At 71.5% G+C, this 20,524-nt stretch carries 21 protein-coding genes; 15 read left to right on the plus strand and 6 right to left on the minus strand.

The genetic code is table 11. The annotated features are described in order from the left end of the window. Positions 1 to 4 precede the first annotated feature (4 nt). From BM041_RS05250 to BM041_RS05260, 3 genes are all read right to left on the minus strand, one after another. On the minus strand, positions 5 to 979 hold the full coding sequence (locus tag BM041_RS05250; protein ID WP_092956427.1) for a Bug family tripartite tricarboxylate transporter substrate binding protein: 975 nt from the start codon (positions 977 to 979) through the stop codon (positions 5 to 7). A gap of 11 nt (positions 980 to 990) precedes the next feature. Continuing rightward, a complete protein-coding gene (locus tag BM041_RS05255; protein ID WP_092956430.1) occupies positions 991 to 1,746 on the minus strand; it encodes an SDR family NAD(P)-dependent oxidoreductase in 756 nt (251 codons plus the stop codon). Positions 1,747 to 1,812: 66 nt separating this feature from the next. Beyond that, entirely contained in the window at positions 1,813 to 2,775 is a 963-nt protein-coding gene (locus BM041_RS05260) for a tripartite tricarboxylate transporter substrate binding protein (protein WP_175533747.1), read from the minus strand. 92 nt (positions 2,776 to 2,867) lie between these two features. Here BM041_RS05260 and BM041_RS05265 point away from each other — a divergent pair, with 92 nt between their 5' ends. Next, the gene (locus tag BM041_RS05265; protein WP_175533748.1) at positions 2,868 to 4,073 is read left to right on the plus strand and encodes an amidase; all 1,206 of its coding nucleotides are present in this window, start codon (positions 2,868 to 2,870) and stop codon (positions 4,071 to 4,073) included. On the opposite strand, the gene BM041_RS05270 is transcribed toward BM041_RS05265, so the two are convergent. The 3 genes from BM041_RS05270 to BM041_RS05280 are packed head-to-tail and all read right to left on the minus strand — an operon-like array spanning position 4,057 to position 7,092. Then, positions 4,057 to 5,106 carry a ring-opening amidohydrolase gene (locus BM041_RS05270; RefSeq protein WP_175533749.1) on the minus strand — a complete coding sequence of 350 codons (1,050 nt, stop codon included), beginning with the start codon at positions 5,104 to 5,106 and terminating at the stop codon, positions 4,057 to 4,059. The genes BM041_RS05265 and BM041_RS05270 overlap by 17 nt on opposite strands. A gap of 1 nt (position 5,107) precedes the next feature. Then, positions 5,108 to 5,782 carry an orotate phosphoribosyltransferase gene (locus BM041_RS05275; protein ID WP_092956442.1) on the minus strand — a complete coding sequence of 225 codons (675 nt, stop codon included), beginning with the start codon at positions 5,780 to 5,782 and terminating at the stop codon, positions 5,108 to 5,110. A 20-nt stretch (positions 5,783 to 5,802) separates the two neighbouring features. Next, a complete protein-coding gene (locus BM041_RS05280) occupies positions 5,803 to 7,092 on the minus strand; it encodes a Zn-dependent hydrolase (protein WP_092956445.1) in 1,290 nt (429 codons plus the stop codon). A gap of 106 nt (positions 7,093 to 7,198) precedes the next feature. Between BM041_RS05280 and BM041_RS05285 the strand changes: the two genes are divergently transcribed. The 14 genes from BM041_RS05285 to BM041_RS05350 all read left to right on the plus strand — a co-directional run bounded on the left by BM041_RS05285 (position 7,199) and on the right by BM041_RS05350 (position 20,522). After that, positions 7,199 to 8,233 carry an ornithine cyclodeaminase family protein gene (locus tag BM041_RS05285; protein WP_175533750.1) on the plus strand — a complete coding sequence of 345 codons (1,035 nt, stop codon included), beginning with the start codon at positions 7,199 to 7,201 and terminating at the stop codon, positions 8,231 to 8,233. A gap of 58 nt (positions 8,234 to 8,291) precedes the next feature. After that, a complete protein-coding gene (locus BM041_RS05290) occupies positions 8,292 to 9,104 on the plus strand; it encodes a dihydroorotate dehydrogenase electron transfer subunit (RefSeq protein ID WP_092956448.1) in 813 nt (270 codons plus the stop codon). Next, complete coding sequence (locus BM041_RS05295) at positions 9,098 to 10,027, plus strand: dihydroorotate dehydrogenase (RefSeq protein WP_092956451.1); 930 nt, start codon at positions 9,098 to 9,100, stop codon at positions 10,025 to 10,027. The genes BM041_RS05290 and BM041_RS05295 overlap by 7 nt, the downstream gene beginning before the upstream one ends. Before the next feature lie 63 nt (positions 10,028 to 10,090). Beyond that, a complete protein-coding gene (locus tag BM041_RS05300) occupies positions 10,091 to 11,377 on the plus strand; it encodes an aromatic ring-hydroxylating dioxygenase subunit alpha (protein ID WP_092956454.1) in 1,287 nt (428 codons plus the stop codon). Next, a complete protein-coding gene (locus BM041_RS05305; RefSeq protein ID WP_092956457.1) occupies positions 11,377 to 11,853 on the plus strand; it encodes a hypothetical protein in 477 nt (158 codons plus the stop codon). The genes BM041_RS05300 and BM041_RS05305 overlap by 1 nt, the downstream gene beginning before the upstream one ends. Beyond that, positions 11,850 to 13,061, plus strand: coding sequence for an NAD(P)/FAD-dependent oxidoreductase (locus tag BM041_RS05310; protein WP_092956460.1), 1,212 nt, complete (start codon positions 11,850 to 11,852; stop codon positions 13,059 to 13,061). The genes BM041_RS05305 and BM041_RS05310 overlap by 4 nt, the downstream gene beginning before the upstream one ends. Before the next feature lie 54 nt (positions 13,062 to 13,115). After that, positions 13,116 to 14,087, plus strand: coding sequence for a Bug family tripartite tricarboxylate transporter substrate binding protein (locus tag BM041_RS05315; protein ID WP_092956462.1), 972 nt, complete (start codon positions 13,116 to 13,118; stop codon positions 14,085 to 14,087). A 13-nt stretch (positions 14,088 to 14,100) separates the two neighbouring features. Beyond that, positions 14,101 to 14,427 (plus strand): non-heme iron oxygenase ferredoxin subunit, encoded by a 327-nt coding sequence (locus BM041_RS05320; RefSeq protein WP_092957524.1) that lies wholly within the window; start codon positions 14,101 to 14,103, stop codon positions 14,425 to 14,427. After that, positions 14,424 to 15,404: a PdxA family dehydrogenase gene (locus BM041_RS05325; protein ID WP_139225960.1), complete on the plus strand. Its 981-nt coding sequence runs from the start codon at positions 14,424 to 14,426 to the stop codon at positions 15,402 to 15,404. The genes BM041_RS05320 and BM041_RS05325 overlap by 4 nt, the downstream gene beginning before the upstream one ends. 320 nt (positions 15,405 to 15,724) lie before the next feature. Further along, complete coding sequence (locus BM041_RS05330; RefSeq protein WP_092956468.1) at positions 15,725 to 16,645, plus strand: LysR family transcriptional regulator; 921 nt, start codon at positions 15,725 to 15,727, stop codon at positions 16,643 to 16,645. A 102-nt stretch (positions 16,646 to 16,747) separates the two neighbouring features. After that, complete coding sequence (locus tag BM041_RS05335) at positions 16,748 to 17,464, plus strand: PIG-L deacetylase family protein (RefSeq protein ID WP_092957527.1); 717 nt, start codon at positions 16,748 to 16,750, stop codon at positions 17,462 to 17,464. A 5-nt stretch (positions 17,465 to 17,469) separates the two neighbouring features. Further along, positions 17,470 to 18,309 (plus strand): FAS1-like dehydratase domain-containing protein, encoded by an 840-nt coding sequence (locus BM041_RS05340; RefSeq protein ID WP_092956470.1) that lies wholly within the window; start codon positions 17,470 to 17,472, stop codon positions 18,307 to 18,309. Between the two features lies 1 nt (position 18,310). Beyond that, positions 18,311 to 19,525: a CaiB/BaiF CoA transferase family protein gene (locus BM041_RS05345; protein WP_092956473.1), complete on the plus strand. Its 1,215-nt coding sequence runs from the start codon at positions 18,311 to 18,313 to the stop codon at positions 19,523 to 19,525. Positions 19,526 to 19,547: 22 nt separating this feature from the next. Beyond that, positions 19,548 to 20,522, plus strand: a complete 975-nt coding sequence (locus BM041_RS05350; RefSeq protein ID WP_092956476.1) for a Bug family tripartite tricarboxylate transporter substrate binding protein — start codon at positions 19,548 to 19,550, stop codon at positions 20,520 to 20,522. Positions 20,523 to 20,524: the final 2 nt, after the last annotated feature.

Here is a 20,524-nt window from a genome sequence, read left to right on the forward strand (position 1 = left end):
CTGCTCAATCTGCCTTCATGCCGGTGATGCGGATCACCTCCGCCCAGCGTGCCACTTCCGCGCGCATGAAGCGGCCGAGTTCCTCCGGCGTGCCCGGCGCACTCTCCGCGCCTTCCGCCGCCAGGCGCGACCGCACCTCCGCATCGTTCATCGCCCGGTGCACCTCCGCATTCAGCCGCGCGATGATGGGCGCGGGCACGCCGGCGGTGGTGACGACGCAGTACCATTGCGTCGTCTCGAAGCCCGGCAGCCCCTGTTCCGCGATGGTGGCGATGGAGGGATCGGCCTGCATCCGCGCGCGGGACGAAACGCCCAGCGCCCGCAGCCTGCCATCCCGCACCAGCGGCATCACGACGGTGCCGCCCGTCATGGTGAAGTTGATCTGGCCCGCGATCAGGTCATTCGCCATCGGCCCGCTGCCGCGATAGGGCACATGGGTGAACTCCACCCCCGCCGCATGGCCCAGCGCCGCCGCCGCGATATGCGCGGCACTGCCATTGCCCGCGCTGCCATAGGTCAGCTCCCCCGGCTTTGCCCGGGCCAGCGCGATCAGCTCCTGCAGGGTGCGCGCGGGCACGGAGGGATGCACCGCCAGGATGTTCGGCACCAGCGCGACCATGGAGACGGGCGCGACGCCGCCGATCGGGTCGAAGCTGAGCCGCGGATAGAGGCTCGGGTTCACACCCAGCGTGCCGATATGGCCGAGCATGATGGTGTTGCCATCGGGCGCCGCGCGCACCACGACCTCATGCCCCACCGTCCCGCCCGCGCCGCCGCGATTCTCCACCACGACGGACACGCCGAGCCCCTGCGTCAGCCGCGGCGCCAGCACGCGGGCCAGGATGTCCGTGGTGCCGCCGGGCGTGAAGGGCACGACGAAGCGGATCGGCTTGTCCGGCCAATTCGCCTGCGCGAAGGCCGGCGCCGCCAGCAGCGCGCCGCCCGCCGCCAGCAGGGAACGCCGAGTGGTCTGCATCATTGTCGCCTCCCTCAGAACGCGAAGCGGGACATGCCGCCATCCACGGGGATGACGGTGCCGGTGACATAGGCGGCGCGATCGGAGGCGAGGAACAGCGCGACATCCGCCATCTCCTCCGCCTCCCCGAAGCGCTTCATCGGGATCTCGGCCTCCGCGAATTCCCGCTCGCTCTCCGGCGTCGGGTAGCGCTTGGCCATCTGTTCGCTGCGGATGCGCCCGGGCTGGAGGCAGTTGATGGTCACGCCATCCGCCGCCACGTCGCGCGACAGGCCCTTGGCCCAGACATGCACCGCGGCCTTGGCGGCGAAGGCGGCGTTGATGATCTTCGGCTCGGAGGTCCCGGTGAAATTCACCACGCGCCCCCAGCCGGCCGCGCGCATCCCCGGCATCACGGCGTGCGTCAATTCGCGCAGCCGATGGAAATTGATCTCCATCCCCTCATCCCAATCGGCGCGGGAGGCATCGAAGGGCAAAGGGCGGCTGCCGCCCGCGGCGTTCATCAGGATGTCGATGCCGCCCAGCGCCTGCATGGCGGCATCCGCCAGCCGCGCGGCGGCATCCTTCTCCGCCAGGTCGATCGTGATGGGGATGATCGGCGCGCCGCCCTCGGCCTGCACCGCCGCCGCCATGGCGTGGACCAGGTCGCTGCGCCGGGCGGCGGCCGCCACCGTCACGCCCTCCCGCGCCAGCGCCCGCGCCACGGCGCGCCCGATGCCCTGGCTTGCCCCCGTCACCAGGGCACGGCGCCCCTTGAGGCCCAGCTCCATCCCGTTTCCCCACCCATCCTTGCTTGGCGGGGAGTGTCGCGGCCCTGGGCGCCAGGGGCAAGCCTCTCAGACCGGTTCGATCCGTGCCGCCCGGATCCATTCCCGGTGCTGCTCGACATCACGGCGCACGAAGGCGGCGAATTCGGCGACCCCCATCGGCATCACCTGCGCGCCGGTGCGCGCCTGCTGGTCCTGGATCGCCGGATCGGCCAGGATTCTCCCCACTTCCGCCTGCATCCGCTCCAGGATCGCGGGCGGGGTCCGGGCGGGGGCGAGAAGCCCGACCCAGACCGACTGCTCATAGCCCGGCAGCACCTGCGCCACCGTCCCCACGCCGGGCAGCACCGGGTTGGGCCGCGGGCCCGTCGTGCCGATGCAGCGCACGCGGCCGGTGCGGATCGTCTCCAGCATGGACGGGATCGGGTCGAAGCAGAGCGGCACCTGCCCCGCCACCACCGCCGTGCGCACCTGGTCGCTGCTGCGGAAGGGCACGTGCTGCATCTCGATCCCGGCCTGGGCCTTGAAGACCTCCGCCGCCAGGTGGTGGCCGGACCCGATGCCGGGCGACCCGAAATCGAGCCGCCCGGGATTCGCCCTGGCGAAGGCGATCAGTTCCGCGATCGAGTTCACGGCCAGCGAGGGATGCACCACCACCGCATGGTGCATGATGTTCAGCGACGCCGCCGGCGCGAAGTCGCGCAGCAGGTCATAGGACCGGCCGGGCATCAGCGTCTCATTCGCCGTCTGCGTGTTGGTGCAGACGATCCAGCTGTAGCCATCGGGTGGCGATTTCGCGACGTGGTCCGTGCCGATGGTGCCCGCCGCGCCGGTGCGGTTTTCCACCACCACCGCCTGGCCGAGATTCTCCTGCAGCCGCTGCCCCACCAGCCGGGTGAAGATATCCGCCGTGCCGCCGACGCCGAAGGGCACGACCAGGCGGATGGCGCGGGATGGCCAGGGCGCCTGGGCCTGTGCCGCCACCGCCGGCAGCGCCAGCGCCGCGCCCAGCATCGTCCTGCGTCGAATCATCATCGCTCTCCCGTGATCCCGGCGCGCAGGCTAGCGATCCCGGCGCCGCCGTCCATCTTCCCGCATCCCGGCATCGCCCCCATGCTGCGCCGATGCACCTCCTCGACCCCCTGGCCCGCTTCCGCGCCTTCTCCCATCGCGTGGCCGCCCCGGACGCGCCCGCCCCCGGCCCGCTCCAGGGCGTGACGCTCGCCGTGAAGGGCAACATCCCCGTCGCCGGCCTGCCCTGGACGGAGGGCAGCGCCGTCTTCGCCACGCGCATCGCCACTACGGATGCCGCCTGCGTCGCGCGCCTCAAGGCGGCCGGTGCCGTGGTGGTGGGCATGACGACGCTGTCGGAAATGGCGATGTATGCGCCGGACAACGCCGCGGAACCGATGGGCCTCAATCCCTTCGATGTGACGCGCACCGCCGGCGGGTCCTCCACCGGCAGCGGGGTCGCCGTGGCGCTGGGCCAGGCCGTGCTCGGCCTCGGCACCGACAGCGGCGGGTCGGTGCGCAACCCGGCGCTGCATGGCGGCGTGGTCGGCTTCAAGCCGAGCCTGCACGCCTGGGACTATGGCGGCGTGACCCAGCCCGCGCCGAGCCTCGACACGCTCGGCCTGATCGCCCGCGATGTCGCCACCCTGGCGCGCGGCGCCGCCGTGCTGGGCACGCCGCCGGGCCGCGCGAGGCCCTGCCTCCTGGTCCCCACGCATCTGGTGAAGGCCAGCGCCGATGCCGCCACGCGCGCCCTCTTCGCCGCCGCGCTGGATCGCTGCCGCGAAGCCGGGATCGAGACCATCGAGGCCGAGATCCCGCTGTGGCGGGAAGCCGATGCCGCCTGCGGCGTGATCTCCCTGGCCGAGGGCGGCGCCTGGCTCGATCGCCTGCCGGCCGATGCGCCGATCGGCCCGCGCCTGGTCGCCCGCCGCGCGGCCCATCGCGCGCTGGACCCCGCCGCGGTGGCGGAGGCCCGCGCCATCTGCGCCGCCTTCACCCAGGCCCTCCGGGACGCGCTGCGCGACGCCACCGCCATCGCCACGCCCGGCTGGCCCTTCGCCGCGCCCCCCATCGAGGCCGAGACGGTGGAGATGGACGGCACGCCCATCCCGCTCGACCCCGCGCGATCGATCTTCGTCCGCACCGCCAACGCCGCCGGCGCCCCCGCCATCACCCTCCCCGCCGGGCTCTACCCGCGGGAGCGCGTGCCCTTCGGCCTCCACCTGCTGGCCGCCCCCGGGGCGGATGCCGCGCTGCTGGCGCTCGCGGCCCAGGTGGAGGCCGCGCTGCCCCCCGCGCCTATGCCGCCCGTGTGATCATCGCGGCGAGGCCGCCGCCCGGCGGCGCCTGCTGTTCCGATCCGCCACTGATGAACACCCGCGTGGTGCCGAACAGGGCGCCGACCATGCCCGAGGCGACAGGCCGCATATGCTTGTCCGGGTCCAGCTCACTCTCGAACACCGTCGTGCGCCGCCCGCGCAGCGCGCCGCCGGGCCGGACGCCCACCTTCAGCAGCAGCGCCTCCGGCGCGCTCGTGGTGAACAGCCCCTCGCCATCGGGCTGAAGCCCCACGCGCCGCGCGAGGCGCATCAGCGCCGGCGCATCGATGATGTCAGCCAGCGGTTCCGTCGCCATCACCAGGTCACCGCCCGCACCGGGCACATTCGCCAGCAGGATCACCTCGCAATGCGAGAGTTCGGTGCCGGAGAAGGCCATGACGCGCCGGCTGTGCAGTGACCCATCGCGCAGGATCGCCGCATCCGTCACGCGGTCCTCCGCGACCTCCCCCAGCGCGATCCCGGCGCCGAGTGCCGCGACGGCGCGGGAGGTGGGCGTCGATCCCGCCCGCGCCGCGCGTTCCGGCGGCAGGGTGGCGAGGTGCCGCCGCGGCAGCACGGGGCTTTTCACCAGCACCAGCGCCACCTGCTCGGCCGTGGCACCCGCATCCGCCATGGCGCGGCGCACGGCCTCCGCCACCGCCAGCGCATGCCCGCGCCCGCCATACTCCTCCACCGGGATCGGCGCCGTCGCCGCGACGCCGAGTGCGAGGCGCGCCGGCCCCGCCGGATCGCGCGCCGTCTCCATCTCCACGATCAGCGTGCCATGCGGCGTGATCACGCCCTCGCACCCCGTGGAGAAGATCAGCGTCGCCTCCCGTCCCCCCAGCGCCGCCTGCGTCGCGGCGATGGCGAGGTCGCGGGAGAAGTCGTTCAGTGTCGCCGTCCCCTCCGTCTTGCCCAGCACGGCGATCCGCCGCAGGCGCCCCGGCGGCAATGCGGCCAGCGCCCCGGCCAGGCCCCGCGCATCGCCGGGGCCCTCCATGTCGTAGTGACGCAACAGGACCGTCATGTCATTCCTTCCAGTCAGGCGCGGCGATGCCGCCATGCGCCGCCGACCAGGCGACGGGATCGGCGAGGTAGCGGCGAAGCTCCGCCAGATCCGCCGCCGGCAGCGCGCCGCGCGATTCCGCTTCCCGCACCACATCGTTCCAATCCGCCAGCGCGAAGAGTCCGGCGCCGGCATCCGTCACCACGCGATCGAAGATGCCCCATTTGAACAGCACGAAGATGCGCGCCACCTCCATCCCCGCGCGTTCCAGCGCGCGGCAATAGGCGCCCTTGCTGCGCCCGTCGGTCGTCACGTCGCTGACCAGCAGCACGCGAGACCCCGGCCGCAGCGCGCCTTCGATATGCGCATCCGCGCCGAAGCCCTGCGCGCGGCGCCTGACAACGGCGAAGGGCTGATGAAAACGCTCCGCCAGCATGGCGCCGAGGGCGATGCCGCCCTGTTCCGTCGCCGCCACCGCATCGAAGCCGGCATGGCCGACCTCCGCCAGGATGCGCGCCTCCGCCCCTTCCAGCAGCGCGCGCCGCGCCAGCGGGAATGACAGCGCGCGCGGGATATCGAGATAGACCGGCGCCGCCCAGCCGGAGGACAGCATGAAGGGCCGGTCCGGCCGCAGCAGGATCGCCCGCGTATCCAGCAGCGCCTGCGCCGTGCGCCGCGCGATCGCGTCCCGTTCCATGTTACCGTCCCATCGCTCCGCTAACGCCCCACCGCTTCCGCGCCCGTCAGCAACACCGCCTGCAATACCGCCGCCCCCTTGAGGAAATCGTTGAAGTCCATCGCCTCGCGCGGGTTGTGGCTGCCATGGTCGTTGCGCACGAAGACCATGGCGGAAGGCACGCCCGCATTGGCGAAGATCGCGGCATCATGCCCCGCGCCGCTCGCCAGCACCTCATGCGGCATCCCCCCGGACTCGCACAGCCGCCGCGCCAGCGCCAGCAGCCGCCCATCCATCACCGCGGGCGGGGTCCGCACCGGCAGGCCGAGGTCGATCCGCACGCGACGCTCCCGCGCGATCTCCAGCGCCTCGGCCTCCGCCAGCGCCTGGAAATCCTTCAGCGTCCGCTCGCTCTCCGACCGGTATTCCAGCGTGAAGCGCGCCTCCCCGGGCACGCGAGTCATCGCATGCTGCTTCGGATCCGTGGTGAGGATGCCGAAGGTCATCACCAGATCCTCGCCGCGTTCCAGCGCGTTGCGCCAGGTGGAGTCGAGCCGCATGGCGAAATCCGCCGTCGCCAGCACGGCATCCCGCCGCAGCCAGCGCGGCACCGCGCCGGAATGCGCGGCCTCTCCCACCGCCTTGGCATGGGGGTGGCGATGGTTGCCGCGGATGCCGGAGACGAGGCCGACGGGCACGCCCCGCGCCACCATCACCGGCCCCTGTTCGATATGCAGTTCCACGAAGTGTGACAGCGCGGTGGGATCGACCAGCCGGGTGCCCGCTGCGACGGAAGCCACATCCGCCCCCTCCCGCGCCATGGCCACGCGCAGGGTCAGGGAGGGGTCCTGCAGGCAGGGCAGGTCCATCCAGGCGGGATCGAACAGGCCGAACAGGGCGGAGGAGCCGAGATAGGGCCGGCCATACCAGGCGCTTTCCTCCCCCCGCATCACGAATAGCACCAGGCTGCGCGCCCGTGGCCCCGCGCGTTGCGCGCCCAGCAGCGCCAGCAGCCCCGCGATGACGCCCGCCGCGCCATCGAAATTGCCGCCCTGCGGCACGCTGTCGAGGTGCGATCCGCAGGCCGCCGCCGGCAGGGACGGGTCCGTGCCGTCCAGCGTGACGATCAGGTTCGCCGCCGCATCCCAGTCGCAGCGCAGCCCGGCCGCGCGCGCGATCGCCTCCACCCGCCGCATCGCCGCGGTCTCCCCGGCGCCATAGGTCTCCCGCGTGATGCCGGTGCCGTCGAAATGCGAATCCCGCAGCGCATCGAACAGCCCGCGCGCCATGATGGCGAGGTCGGGCGCGATGGCGGGCAGGGGCGTGTCCATCGGGGGATGCTGGCGCGGCAGGCCGATCTGGGCAAGAACAGGGGGCGCCTCTTGGCGCCGCCGCCCTGGCGACCCACCATCACAGCCACACCGAACCGGGCGCTCCATGGACAACGACGAGTTCCTCATCCTCCGCAGCGGCGAAGCCAATGGCCTCGTCACGCCGCAGGAAGCGCTGGATGCCATCGAGGATGCCTGGCGGGATTACGGCGCCCATCGCCAGGTGCTGTCGAACCCGCCCGCCCTGGGCATGAAGGGACCAGGTGCGACCTTCAAGGTGAAGGGCGCCGTCCTGCCCGGCGCGAAGCTCGCGGGTTTCCGCCTGATCGCGGATGCGCGGGACGCGGCACGGGACTGGGCGTGGCTGGCGGATGGCACCACGGGCCGGCCGCTGGCGATGATGGACGAGTACTGGCTGCATTGCCTGCGCACGGCGGCCACCGGCGCGCTGGCGGCGAAGCTGCTGGCCCGCCCGGGCGCCACGCGCGCCGCGCTGATCGGCGCCGGGCGCATCGCGGCCCACCTGCCGGCCTGCCTCGCCGCCGCGCTTCCCGGCATCACGGACCTCCATGTCGCGGCGCGCCGGGCGGAGGCGGTGGCGGAATTCGTGGCCAAGGCGCCCACGGAGCTAACGCTGAAACTCCACGCCGCGCCCTCCATCGCGGAAGCCGTGCGCGATGCCGACATCGTCATCACCATCACCGCCGCGACCGAGACCTTCCTCGACGCCTCCATGGTCAAGCCCGGCGCGACGGTGATCGGCCTCGGCGATGTGGAACTGCATGCGGACCTGCTGGGCTGGGCGAACCGCTTCGTGGTGGATGACCTCGTCTTCGCGCTGACCATCGGCAATGTCGGCGCCTGGATCGACAGCGGCGCCTGGACGGCGGAGGCGATCACCGCGCGGCTGGCCGCCGATGTGGGGGAGATCGTCGGCGGCACGAAGCCCGGCCGTGTGGATGACAGCGACAACATCGTCGCCATCATCCAGGGCATGGCGATCGGCGACCTGGCGCTGGCGGCGCTGGCCTGGCGCAAGGCGCGCCTCCGTCGCCTCGGCATCCGGGTCAATCTGGGGGAGCCCGCGAACCCGCATCTGCGCGGCCCGACGCCGCGGCGGAACCGCGCCATCCTCCGCTGAGGGTTGACTTCGCCGGGCGGCGCGCGACCATCCGGGCCTTGAACCAGCAGGGCCTGGCATGGACCTGGCACCCTTCCCGGTGGCCGAACGCGACGCGGTGGTGATCGAGAGTGCCCCGGTGGGGCGCCGCTACCATCGCCTGCGCCTGGATGCGCCGGACCTCTCCGCGCGCGGCCGCCCCGGGCAGTTCTTCCACCTGCTCTGCCGCGATGGCGGCGGCAACGGCCCCTATCTGCGGCGCCCCATGAGCATCTGGCGCTGCGGGGCGGAGGAGCCGCTCGGCTTTCTCTTCCATGTGAAGGGCAGGGGCACCGCGGCGCTGGCGGCGCTGCGCGCGGGGGATCGGCTTTCCGTGGTCGGCCCGCTCGGCCAGGGTTTCTCCCTGCATCCGTCCTGGCGGCGCATCCTGATCCTGGCGCGCGGCGTGGGCCTGGCGACGCTGGCGCCGCTGACGGATGCGGCGGCGCGGCTCGGCATCGCCGTCGATGCCGTGCTCTCCGCCCGCGATCCCGCCGACCTGATGGCGGATGAATTCGCCGGCGCGTCGGGCGCGCTGGTCACGCCGGTCTTCGATGCCGATGGCAGCAGCGATCCCGCGGCGGTGGAGGCGCTGCTGCGCGCCCGCTTCGAGGCCGCGCGGCCGGATGCCGTCTTCACCTGCGGATCGAACCGTCTGTTCCTGCTGCTGCAACGGCTTTCGGCGGAATACGCCATCCCCGGCCAGGTGGCGCTGGAACAGCAGATGGGCTGCGGGCTTGGCATGTGCTTCTGCTGCGTCCGGCCGATCCGCGCGCCGGATGGCGGCACCGTCAATCTCCGCGTCTGCGCGGAAGGCCCGGTCTTCGATCTCCAGGCGGCGCTGGGATGGTAGACCTCACCACCCGCATCGGCGCGGTCACGCTGGCCAACCCGGTCATGCCGGCATCCGGCACCTTCGGCCCCGAACTCGCGCAGGTCTTCGACCTCGGGCTGCTGGGCGCGCTGGTGACGAAATCCGTTACGCCGGAACCCCGCTCCGGCAATCCCCTGCCACGGCTCTGCGAGACGGAGGCGGGAATCCTCAATTCCATCGGCATCCCCGGCAAGGGCCTCGATCATTTCATCGCGCACGCCATCCCCGAATGGCGCCGCTTCCGCCCGCCGCTGGTCGTCTCCCTCTCCGCCGGCACCAATGCCGCCTTCGCCGAGGCCGCCGCGCGCCTGGCGGATACCCCCGGCATCGCCGCGATCGAGGCCAACATCTCCTGCCCCAATCTGGAGGAGGATGGCCGCGCCTTCGCGATGTTTCCCGAATCAGCCGCCGCCGCCATCGCCGCCATGCGCGCGCGCTGCGCCCTGCCGATCTGGGCCAAGCTCTCCCCCAATACCGGCGACATCGCCGCGGTGGCGCGGGCGGCGGAGGAGGCGGGCGCGGATGCGATCGTCGTCGCCAACACCATCCTCGGCCTCGCCATCGATATCGAGAAGGCCACGCCCAAGCTCGGCGCCGGCATGGGCGGCTTTTCCGGCCCTGCCTTCAAGCCCATCGCGCTGCGCCTCACCTGGCAATGCGCCCAGGCCGTCCGCATCCCCGTCATCGGCGTCGGCGGCATCGCGACGGCGGAGGATGCGGTGGAATTCATGATGGCCGGCGCCACCGCGGTGCAGGTTGGCACCGCCAGCTTCATCAGCCCGACGGCCCTGGTGCAGGTGATCGACGGGCTGCGGGATTTCTGCACCCGCCGCGGTTTCGCCCGCAGCGCGGACCTCACCGGCCTGGCGCTGCCGGGAAGCGGGCGCCTCGCCGCCGAATAGGGCGGGTTGACAGGGCACCCCCCTCTGCCTTGATAACGCTTAGTCCTCGAAGGAATAACGCCCATGCTGCGCCAGGAGCAGAACGAGCTCGTCACCCGCACCGGCCCCGGCACGCCCATGGGCCAGCTCTTCCGCTCCTACTGGATCCCCGCGCTGCTGGCCGAGGAACTGCCGGAAGACGGCTGCCCGCCCGTCCGCATCAAGCTGCTGTCGGAGCGCCTGCTGGCGGTGCGGGACAGTGAGGGCCGCTACGGCCTGATCGACGAATTCTGCGCCCATCGCGGCGTCTCGCTCTGGTTCGGCCGGAACGAGGATGGCGGCATCCGCTGCCCCTATCACGGCTGGAAATACGACGTGACCGGGCAATGCGTGGAGGTCCCGTCGGAGCCCGCCGAGAACGGCTTCTGCCAGAAGATCAAGCTGACCGGCTACAAGCTGGTGAAGATCGGCGACATCCTCTGGGCCTATATGGGGCCGGCGGAGAGCGAGCCGCCGCTGCCGGAATGGGAATTCGCGAAAGTCGCCCCCGCCCAGACCTTCACCAGCAAGCGGCTGCAGGAATGCAACTGGTTGCAGGCGATGGAAGGCGGCATCGATTCCTCCCACGTCTCCTGGCTGCATCGCGGCGCGCTGAATTCCGACCCCCTCTTCAAGGGCGCCAAGGGCAACCAGTATAACCTCAAGGACGCGAAGCCGGTCTTCGAGGTCGTGGAAGCCCCGGGCGGCCTCTACATCGGCGCAAGGCGGAATGCAGAAGATGGACAATACTACTGGCGCATCACGCCCTGGGTGATGCCGAGCTTCACCATGGTGCCGCCGCGCGGCGACCACCCCGTGCACGGCCATTTCTGGATTCCCATCGATGATGAGAATTGCTGGGCCTGGTCCTTCGACTACCACCCGACCCGCGCGCTGACGGACCATGAACGCCAGGCGATGCTGGATGGCCACGGCATCCACGTCACCTACGTCCCCGGCACCTACCGCCCGGCGGCCAACAAGGACAACGACTACCTCATGGACAGGGAGGCGCAGAAACTGGGGAAAACCTATTCCGGCGTCGCCGGCATCGCCATGCAGGATGCGTCGCTCCAGGAAAGCATGGGCCCCATCGTCGACCGCACGAAGGAGAATCTGGTCTCCACCGACAACGGCATCATCATGGCCCGCCACCGCCTGATGCGCGCGGCGAAGGCGCTGGCGGAAAAGGGCGTGCTGCCGCCGGGGCGCGATGCGGCCCACCAGCGCGTGCGCTCCGCCGCCGTCATCCTGCCGCCCGACCAGGCGTTCAAGGATGCGGCGGCGGAGGATCTGACGGTGCGGGAAGGCGTGAAGCAGTCCTCCGTCTGATGGAATCGCAATCGGCCCGCGCGACGACGGCGGCGGAATCCCGCTTCCGGATCGCCAACCCCAACTCCCTGCCGCGCACGACGGCGATCGTCCCGCTCGATTCCGCCGCCGCGGCGACGCTCGCGGAACTGCGCGGCGGCCCCTGGCAGCGCGCCATCTTCGTGGAACTCGACCAGGGCGGCGACTGGATCGCGCAGCTTCCCGGCCGCACGCGCGCCCTGGTCGCGGCGATCACGGAAGCCAGCCTGGTCCTGCTGGTCGCCACCGCCGGCGCCGATGCCCGCGCGGCCGCCGTGGTGGCGGAAGCCGCGCAGGCGCAGGGCCGCATGATCGCCGCCGTGGTGCTGGACAGCGGGGATGCCGATCCCGCGGCCCTTGAGCGCAGCCTGGCCGCGCTGCGTCCCCATGCCGGGATGCTCGTGCTGGCCGATGGCACGGATTACGTCGCCGCCCTGCTGGAGGCGCTGCGCGCGTGACGCGGCATGTCGTCATCATCGGCGGCGGCCAGGCCGGCGGCCGCTTCGCCGAGGCGCTCCGCAAGGGCGGCAGCGACGCGCGCATCACGATGCTCGCGGAAGAACCACACGCTCCCTATGAACGCCCGCCGCTGTCGAAGGATGTGCTCTCCGGCAAGGCGGCGCCCGACACCACGCGCCTCCCCGTGGACTGGGCCGCGCTCGGCATCGACATCCTCGAAGGCGTGCGCGCCGAATCCATCGACCGCGGCGCGAAGCGCGTGCAGCCCGCCGGCGGTGGCGCCCCCATCCCCTACGACACACTCGTGCTGGCAACGGGTGCCCGTCCGCGCCGCCTGGCCGCGCTGACGGATGCGGACCTGCCGGTCTTCGCGCTGCGCAGCCTGGACGATGCCGCCGCGCTGCATGCCATCCTCACCCCCGGCCGCCGCATCCTGCTGATCGGCGGTGGCGTCATCGGGCTGGAAGTCGCGGCCACCGCCGCCGGCCTCGGCGCCCATCCCGTGGTTGTGGAGATGGCGCCCCGCCTGATGCCCCGGGGCTGCCCGCCCTTGATGGCGGACCGCCTGTTGGCGCTGCACCGCGCCCGCGGGGTGGAAGTCCATCTCGGCACCGGCGTCATCGCCGTGGACTGGGCCGGCGCCGGCATCATCGCGACGCTGGGCAATGGCGAACGGATCGAGGCCGACGGCATCGTGCTCGGCATCGGCGCCGCGCCCGATGATGGCCTGGCTGCCGCCGCCGGGCTTCGCACCCGGGACGGCATCCTGGTCGATGGCCATGCGCGCAGCCTGGATAATCCGGACGTGCTCGCCATCGGCGACGTCGCCCGCCATCCCCTGCCGCGCTTCGGCGTGACGCTGCGCCAGGAAAGCTGGCGCCATGCGGAAGCCCATGCCCGCCACGCCGCCGCCGCGCTGCTGGACCCGTCGCTGCCGGACTATGACGATGTGCCCGGCTTCTGGTCCGACCAGCACGGCACGCGCCTGCTGGTGGAGGGCCTGCCGCAGGAGGGCCAGGAAATCCTCCGCCCCGCCGCCACCGAATCCACCTGGCACATCGCCGGGGATGGCCGCCTGGTCGGCGCCGCGACGCTCGGCGACAGCAAGGCCATGGCCGTCGCGCGGCGCCTCATCGCCGCCAGCGCCCGCCCCGACCCCGCCCGCCTGGCCGACCCCGCCAGCGACCTTCGCGCCCTGCTACGCTGACATGGCCAGACCGCGCCCCAAGCAGGGCGCGGCGGCCCCGAGGAGAAACGTCCCGTGCCCCTGATCCGCCGCCGTGCCCTGCTCACCCTTCCGCTCGCCACCGCCGCCATCCCGGCGCGCGCGCAGGATGCCTGGCCCAACCGCCCCATCCGCATCACCGCCCCCTTCGCGCCGGGCGGCAGCGCGGACACGTTGGGCCGCCTGGTGGCGCAGGAACTCCAGACCGCGCTCGGCCAGTCCGTGGTGGTGGAGAACCGCCCCGGCGCCGGCGGTGTCCTCGGCTCCCTGGCCGTCGCGCGCGCCGCGCCGGATGGCTACAGCTTCGTCATCTCCGGCATCGCGAGCCATGTCGTGGCGCCCGCCATCAACAGCGCCGCTGGCTTCGATCCGATCAAGGATTTCACCCACATCGCCTTTCTCGGCGGCCCGCCCACGGTCTTCATCGTCAACAACAACATCCCGGCGCGGAACCTGGCGGAATTCGTGGCGCTGGCCCGCGGCGGCCAGCGCTTCGCCTTCGGGTCGCCCGGCGCGGGCACCCATGGCCACCTCTTCGGCATCGCCTTCATGAATGCCGGGCGGTTCGAGATGGACCACATCCCCTATCGCGGCGCCGGTGCGGCGATGGGCGACATCATCGGCGGCAGCGTCCCGGCGGGCTCCATCACCCTCTCCTCCGCCGCCGGCGCCATCCGCGGTGGCCAGGTCCGCGCGCTCGCCTTGACCACCGCGACGCGCGCCCGCGCCTTCCCGGACCTGCCGACCTTCACCGAACAGGGTTTCCCGGACCTCGCCGCCATGACCTGGTTCGGCCTCTCCGGCCCCGCGGGCCTGCCCGCGCCCATCGTCGATCGCCTGAACCGGGAGGTGGTGCGCGCGATGGCGCTGCCCCGTATCCGCGACAGGCTGGAAGCCGATGCGACGGAGGCTGTATCCATGACCGCCGCCGAATACACCCGCTTCATCGAAACCGAGACGGCGCGCTGGGCCCCCATAGCCCGCGCCGCCGGCGTCCGCGCCGAATAGGAAAGCCCTGGCCATGCCGCTCCTGCCGCTCATCGCCACCACCGCCATCGCCGAGGGAGAGGGCCAGCGCGTCGACACGCCCGAAGGCGCCTTCGCCGTCTTCAACCTGGGCGGCGAGTTCTTCGTCCTCGACAACACCTGCACCCACGGCCCCGGCAACCTCGGCGACGGCTTCATCGAGAATGAGGAAGTCGAATGCGACTTCCACCAGGGGCGCTTCTCCATCCGCAACGGCGCCGCGACGGCCGCCCCCTGCATCGATCCCGTCCGCGTCTGGGACGTGGTGATCCAGGACGGGCAGATCTGCATCGACCCCAAGGCCGGGCACTACGCGGTATGACACTCCCGGTTCTCGCGATCGCGCTGGGCGACCCCGCTGGCATCGGCCCCGAACTGGCGCTGAAGGCCGCGCTGCATCCGCGCACGCGCGACCTCTGCCGCCCGATCCTGGTCGGTGATCCCGGCGTCATCGCGCATCACGCCGCCACCGCCGGCATCACCGCCCGCCTGGTCGAACACGCCAGCGCGGACCACGCGGAAGCCGCGCCCGACACGGTCGATGTCCTGCCCCGCCAGCACTTCGCGCCCGGTGAATTCACCCTCGGCAGCGTCACCGCCCAGAACGGCCGCGCCTCCCTCGACAGTGCAAGCGCCGCCATCGCCGCCGCCCGCGCCGGCCAGGTCCATGCCGTGCTCGCGGCCCCCATGAACCAGACGGCCATCGCCGCCGCCGGCATCGCCTTCGACGGCTACCCCACCTTCGTCGCGCGCGAATGCGGCATGGCGGAGGAAGACGTCTTCCTCATGCTCTGCTTCGACACCACGCGCATCGTCCACATCACCCTGCACGTCCCCGTCGCCCGCGCCCTGCAACTGCTGACGCAGGATCGCATCACCGCCGCCATCCTCGCCGCCGACACCGCCCTCAAGCGCCTCGGCATCCCAGCACCCCGTATCGCCGTCGGCGGCCTCAACCCCCATGCCGGCGAAGGCGGGTTGTTCGGCAGCGAAGACGACAGCATCACCACCCCCGCCATCGCCGCCGCCCGTGCCGCCGGCGCCACCGTGGACGGCCCCTTCGGCGCCGACACGATGTTCCACAAATCGGGCTACGACGCCTTCACCGTCATGCTGCACGACCAGGGGCACATCGCCGCGAAAATGGTCGCCCCCCACCGCACCGCCGGCCTCACCATCGGCGCCCCCGTCCTGTTCTCCTCCGTCGCCCACGGCTCCGGCCACGACATCGCCGGCCGCGGCCAGGCGAACCCGACCGCCATGATCGAAGCGGTGGCGCGGCTGTGCGGGGCGGGGTGACGGTGTTGGAAGCGTCGCGCGGGTAATCCTGGAGAGGGGCCGCCGGCCCCTCTCCAGGATTACCCGCCAGGGGCCAGCGGGCCCCTGGACCCCAGGCTTTGCATCGATGGGTGATGGGAGGGGCACGGCGTATCCGCTTGTCCCACGGTCGTTCCGCGCCCCTCCCATCACCCATCGATTGAAGGGGGATCAAAGGGGCCGCTGCCCCTTTGCGGGGAAGGGGTACGGGGAAGGGGCGGAGCCCTTTCCCCGGGCCACCGACGCGACGCTGCCGACACCCTCGCCCCACCCCCGCATGGCCGTGCTACACGCTTCCGGTCATGGCGATCGATTTCCTCGGGCTGGAGGCGTTCCTGTCGATTGCGGAGCGGGGTTCGTTCCGCAAGGCGGCGGCGCATCTCAACCTGTCGCAGACGGCCTTGTCCCATCGCATCCGCAAGTTCGAGGAGGGGTTGGGCCTCAAGCTGCTGGCGCGCACCACCAGGCAGGTGACCTTGACGCCGGCGGGGCTGGACCTGGCGTCCCGCGCCCGCGCCCCGGTGGAGGCCTTGAATGCGGCGCTGGGCGAGTTGCGCGCCGGCGCCGGTTCCGCCCAGCAATCCGTGACGATCGGCTGCCTGCCGACGATCGCGGTGCATCACGTGCCGCGCCTGCTGGCCGATTTCTCCGCGGCCCATCCCGCCGTCACGGTGAAGGTCTTCGACAATTCCGCCAGCGAGATCGCGGAGCGGGTGGCGAGGGGGGAGGCCGAGTTCGGCATCACCATCGTCTCCGCCAATCGCTGGGACCTCGATATCGTGCCGCTGATGACGGAGGCTTTCGTCCTCGCCTGTCCCGCCGCGCATCCCTTCGCCCTGCGCCCGCACCTGGCCTGGTCGGACCTGGAGGGGCAGCCCCTGGTCCGCGTGGCGCCGCATACCGGCAACCGGGCCCTGCTGGATGAGGCGCTGGGCGCAAAGCGGGATGCGATGGATTGGCGGTATGAGGTCCAGCACCTGGCCACCGCGATCAGTATGGTGGAGGCTGGAATTGCCTTGGCCGTGGTGCCCCGCCTGGCGGTGGATGCCGCCGGCACCGCGGGGGTGGTGGCGGTGCCGTTGCGGGACCCGGCGGTGGTGCGGCGCCTCGGCGTGGTCTCCCGCCGCGGCGTGCCGCTGTCGCCGGCGGCGGAGGCGCTGCTGGCCCTGCTCCGCCAGCGCTTCAGGCCGGCCGCGCCGGCGCGCGCCCGGAAAACCGCCTGACCCCATTCATGCACACCCCCGCATAATCCCACCGTTCTTTCCATTTGTCGCATGACGGGCCAGGCGCCATATGGCCGCCAATCGGACACCCAGGGGAAGCGCATGCCCAAGACCGGATTTGTCGTCACCGCCCATCCCGGCGATTTCGTCTGGCGTGCGGGCGGGGCCATTGCCCTGCACGCGAAGCGCGGCTGGCGCGTGAAGATCCTCTGCCTGTCCTTCGGGGAGCGCGGCGAGAGCCAGTTCGCCTGGAAGGACCCCAACGCCACCCTCGAATCCGTCAAGGCCGCCCGCAAGGCGGAGGCCGAGGCCGCGGCCGCCGTGCTGGGCGCGGAGATCGAGTTCATGGATGCCGGCGACTACCCGCTGGTGACGACGCCGGCGATGATGGACCGCGCCATCGACCTGTTCCGCGAACTGAACCCCGCCTGGGTCCTCACGCATTCCCTCAACGACCCATACAACCTGGACCACCCGGAGGCGACGCGCTTCGCCCAGGCCGCGCGCATCGTGGCGCAGGCGATGGGCCACAAGCCCGGCCCAGGCTACAGCTACGCCGCGCCCCCCGTCTTCCTGTTCGAGCCCCACCAGCCCGAGCAGTGCAACTTCCAGCCCAACGTCATCCTCAACATCGATGACGCCTGGGAGACCAAGCGCCGTGCCTTCGAATGCCTGCCCGCGCAGAAGCACCTCTGGGCCTATTACGAGCGGGTGGCGCTGAACCGCGGCATGCAGGGCGGCCGCAACTCCGGCAAGGCGATGGTGTATGGCGAGGCCTATCAGCGCCTCTTCCCGATGATCATGGACGAGCTGGCGTAACCTCCGTGCAGGAGCTGCAAGGCTGGATCGGCCGTGCGCGGGAGGTGGCGGATGAGATGTGCGCCCCCGCCGCGCGGCGCATGGCCGCGATGCTGGACCAGGCGGCGCCGGACCTCTTGCCAGGTGCCGCGGTGCCGCCCTTCTGGATCGCGATCCTCTTCGACGATGCGCAGCCGCAATCGCGCCTCGGCGCCGACGGCCATCCCGAGAAGGGGGAGTTCCTGCCCCCGGTGCCGCTGCCGCGCCGGATGCTCGCCGGCCGGCGCATGACCTACGCCTCGCCACTCCGCATCGGCCAGAAGCTGACGCGGCGTTCCGAGATCACCGCCATCACGTCGAAGGAGGGCCGCAGCGGCAGGCTCTGCTTCGTGACGGTCCTGCACACCGTCATCGGCCCCGATGGCGTGGTGGCGACGGAGGAACAGGACATCGCCTACCGGGAAGCCTCGACCGGCGCGAGCGCGAAGCCCGAGGCGCCTGTCGCGAAGCCCGATGCCGTCTGGCGCGTTCCCTTCAACCCGGACCCCGTGCTGCTGTTCCGCTACTCCGCGCTCTGCTTCAACGGCCATCGCATCCACTACGATGTGGATTATGCGCGGGATGCCGAAGGCTATGCCGGGCTTGTCGTGAATGGCGGGCTCAGCACCACCATGCTGCTCGATGCCGCGATGAAGCACGCATCCGGCACGCTTCGCGGTGCCGATATCCGCACCATGCGCCCGGTGATGTGCAACCGCCCCGCGACGCTGTGCGGCACCGCGCCCGATGAACAGGGCAACCGCACCCTCTGGGTGGAAGACGAGACCGGCGCCATGGCGCTGCGCATCCAGGCGAGGATTTCGTAAGATGCCAGGCCCGCTCGACGGACTTCGTGTCCTCGATCTTTCCTCGGTGGTCGTCGGCCCCGTCTGCACCGGCGTGCTGGCGGAACAGGGCGCGGAAATCATCAAGCTCGAAAGCCCGGAAGGCGACCTGCTGCGCAAGCTCGGCGGCAAGGGGCGCAATCCCGGCATGGCCGGCAAGTTCCTCAACTTCAACCGCGGCAAGCGGTCCATCTGCCTGGACCTGAAGCACCCCCGCGCGAAGTCGGTGCTGCGCCGCATCGCGCTGCGCTGCGACATCCTGGTGACGAATATCCGCCCCGATGCGCAGAAGCGGCTCGGCGTCGATGCGGCCTCCATGGCGGAAGCCGCGCCGCGGCTCATCCACTGCTCCATCGTCGGCTTCGGCACCGATGGCCCCTACTCGGGAAAACCCGCCTACGACACCGTCATCCAGGGCGTCTCCGGCGTCGCCAGCTGCTTCGAGGCCAGCACCGGCGAACCGCGCTACGTCCCCATGCTCGTCGCCGACCATGTCTGCGGGTTGATCGCCGCGCAGCAGATCGGCTTTGCGCTGTATCGGCGGGAGAAGACGGGCAGGGGCGAGAGCCTCGAAATCCCGATGTTCGAGAACATGGCCGGCTTCGTGCTGCAGGAGCATCTCGGCGCCATGTCCTTCCGCCCCGGCCTCGGCGTGCCGGGCGACCTGCGCGTGCTGAGCCCGGAAGCCCGTCCGCTCAGGACGGCTGATGGCTATATCTGCGTCTCCGCCAATACCGACGCCCAGGCGCATGGCTTCTTCGACGCCATCGACCGGCCGGAGCTCAAGACCGATCCGCGCTTCGCCACCGTCACGGCGCGCACCGCGAACACGAAGGATTACTTCGCGCTCCGCGCCACCGCGCTGACGGGCCGTCCCACATCCGAATGGCTGGACCTCTTCACCCGCTACGACGTCCCCGCCATGCCCTACAACACCATCGAGAGCCTGCTGACGGACCCCCATCTGCGGGCAACCGGCATGGTGCGGGAGGAGGAGCACCCGACCGAGGGCCCGACCTTCGCGATCGGCGCGCCCAACAAGCTCTCCGGCGGCATGGCGCCGCCGCTGCCGGCCGCGCCGCGGCTCGGTGCCGATGGGCCCGCCATCCTCGAAGCGGCGGGGTTCTCCGCCGACGAGATCAACGAACTCGCGCAGCACGGCGCGCTGAAGACAATCCCGCGCGACACATCGCGCTGAAACAAACAACGGGAGAAACACCATGAACCGCCGCACGCTTCTCACCGCCGCCACCGCGCTGCTCGCTGCGCCGCGCCTGGCCGTCGCGCAAGGCGCATGGCCGGAACGGCCCGTCCGCGTCATCGTGCCCTTCACCCCCGGCGGCACCACGGACATCCTGGGCCGCGCCATCGCGGCCGAACTCCAGGAAGTCTTCAACCAGCCCTTCGTGATCGAGAATCGCGGCGGCGCCGGCGGCACGGTGGGGTCGGAAGTCGTGGCCCGCGCCGCGCCCGATGGCTACACGCTGATGATGGGCCATATCGGCACGCTGGCCGTGAACCCCTCCCTCTACCGCAACCTCAGCTTCGATCCGTCCACCTCCTTCGCCCCCATCGGGCTGATGGCGATCGTGCCGAACATCCTGGCGGTGAACCCGCGCAAGGTTCCCGCCAACAACGTGCAGGAACTCATCGCGCTGGCGAAGGCCCGGCCCGGGGCGCTCACCTACGGCTCCGGCGGCAACGGCTCCGCCGCCCATACCGCCATGGTCGCCTTCTGCCAGGCGACCGGCACGCAGATGGAGCACATCCCCTATCGCGGCACCGGCCCGATGATGAACGACCTCATCGCCGGCACCATCGACCTGACGCTGACCGGCGGCCCCGCCATCCTGCCCGCCGTGCGCAGCAATCTGGTGAAGGCGCTCGGCGTCTCCTCGCTCCGCCGCCTCTCCTCCGCGCAGGACATCCCGACCATCGCGGAACAGGGCGTCGCGGGCTTCGATGCGACGCAATGGTATGGCCTGGTCGCCCCCGCCGGCACGCCGCGACCGATCATCGATCGCCTGAACGAAGCGCATAACCGCATCCTCAACGGCCCGCGCCTGCGTCCGCGGCTGGAAGGGGAGGGCGCCGACGCCGCCCCCGGCACCCCCGAGGAATTCCGCGACCTCATCGCCCGCGAACGCACCCGCTGGGGTGAGCTGATCCGCGCCACCAACATGCGTCCGGACTGAGC

The sequence above is a fragment of the Falsiroseomonas stagni DSM 19981 genome (assembly GCF_900114315.1).
GTDB lineage: Bacteria > Pseudomonadota > Alphaproteobacteria > Acetobacterales > Acetobacteraceae > Falsiroseomonas > Falsiroseomonas stagni.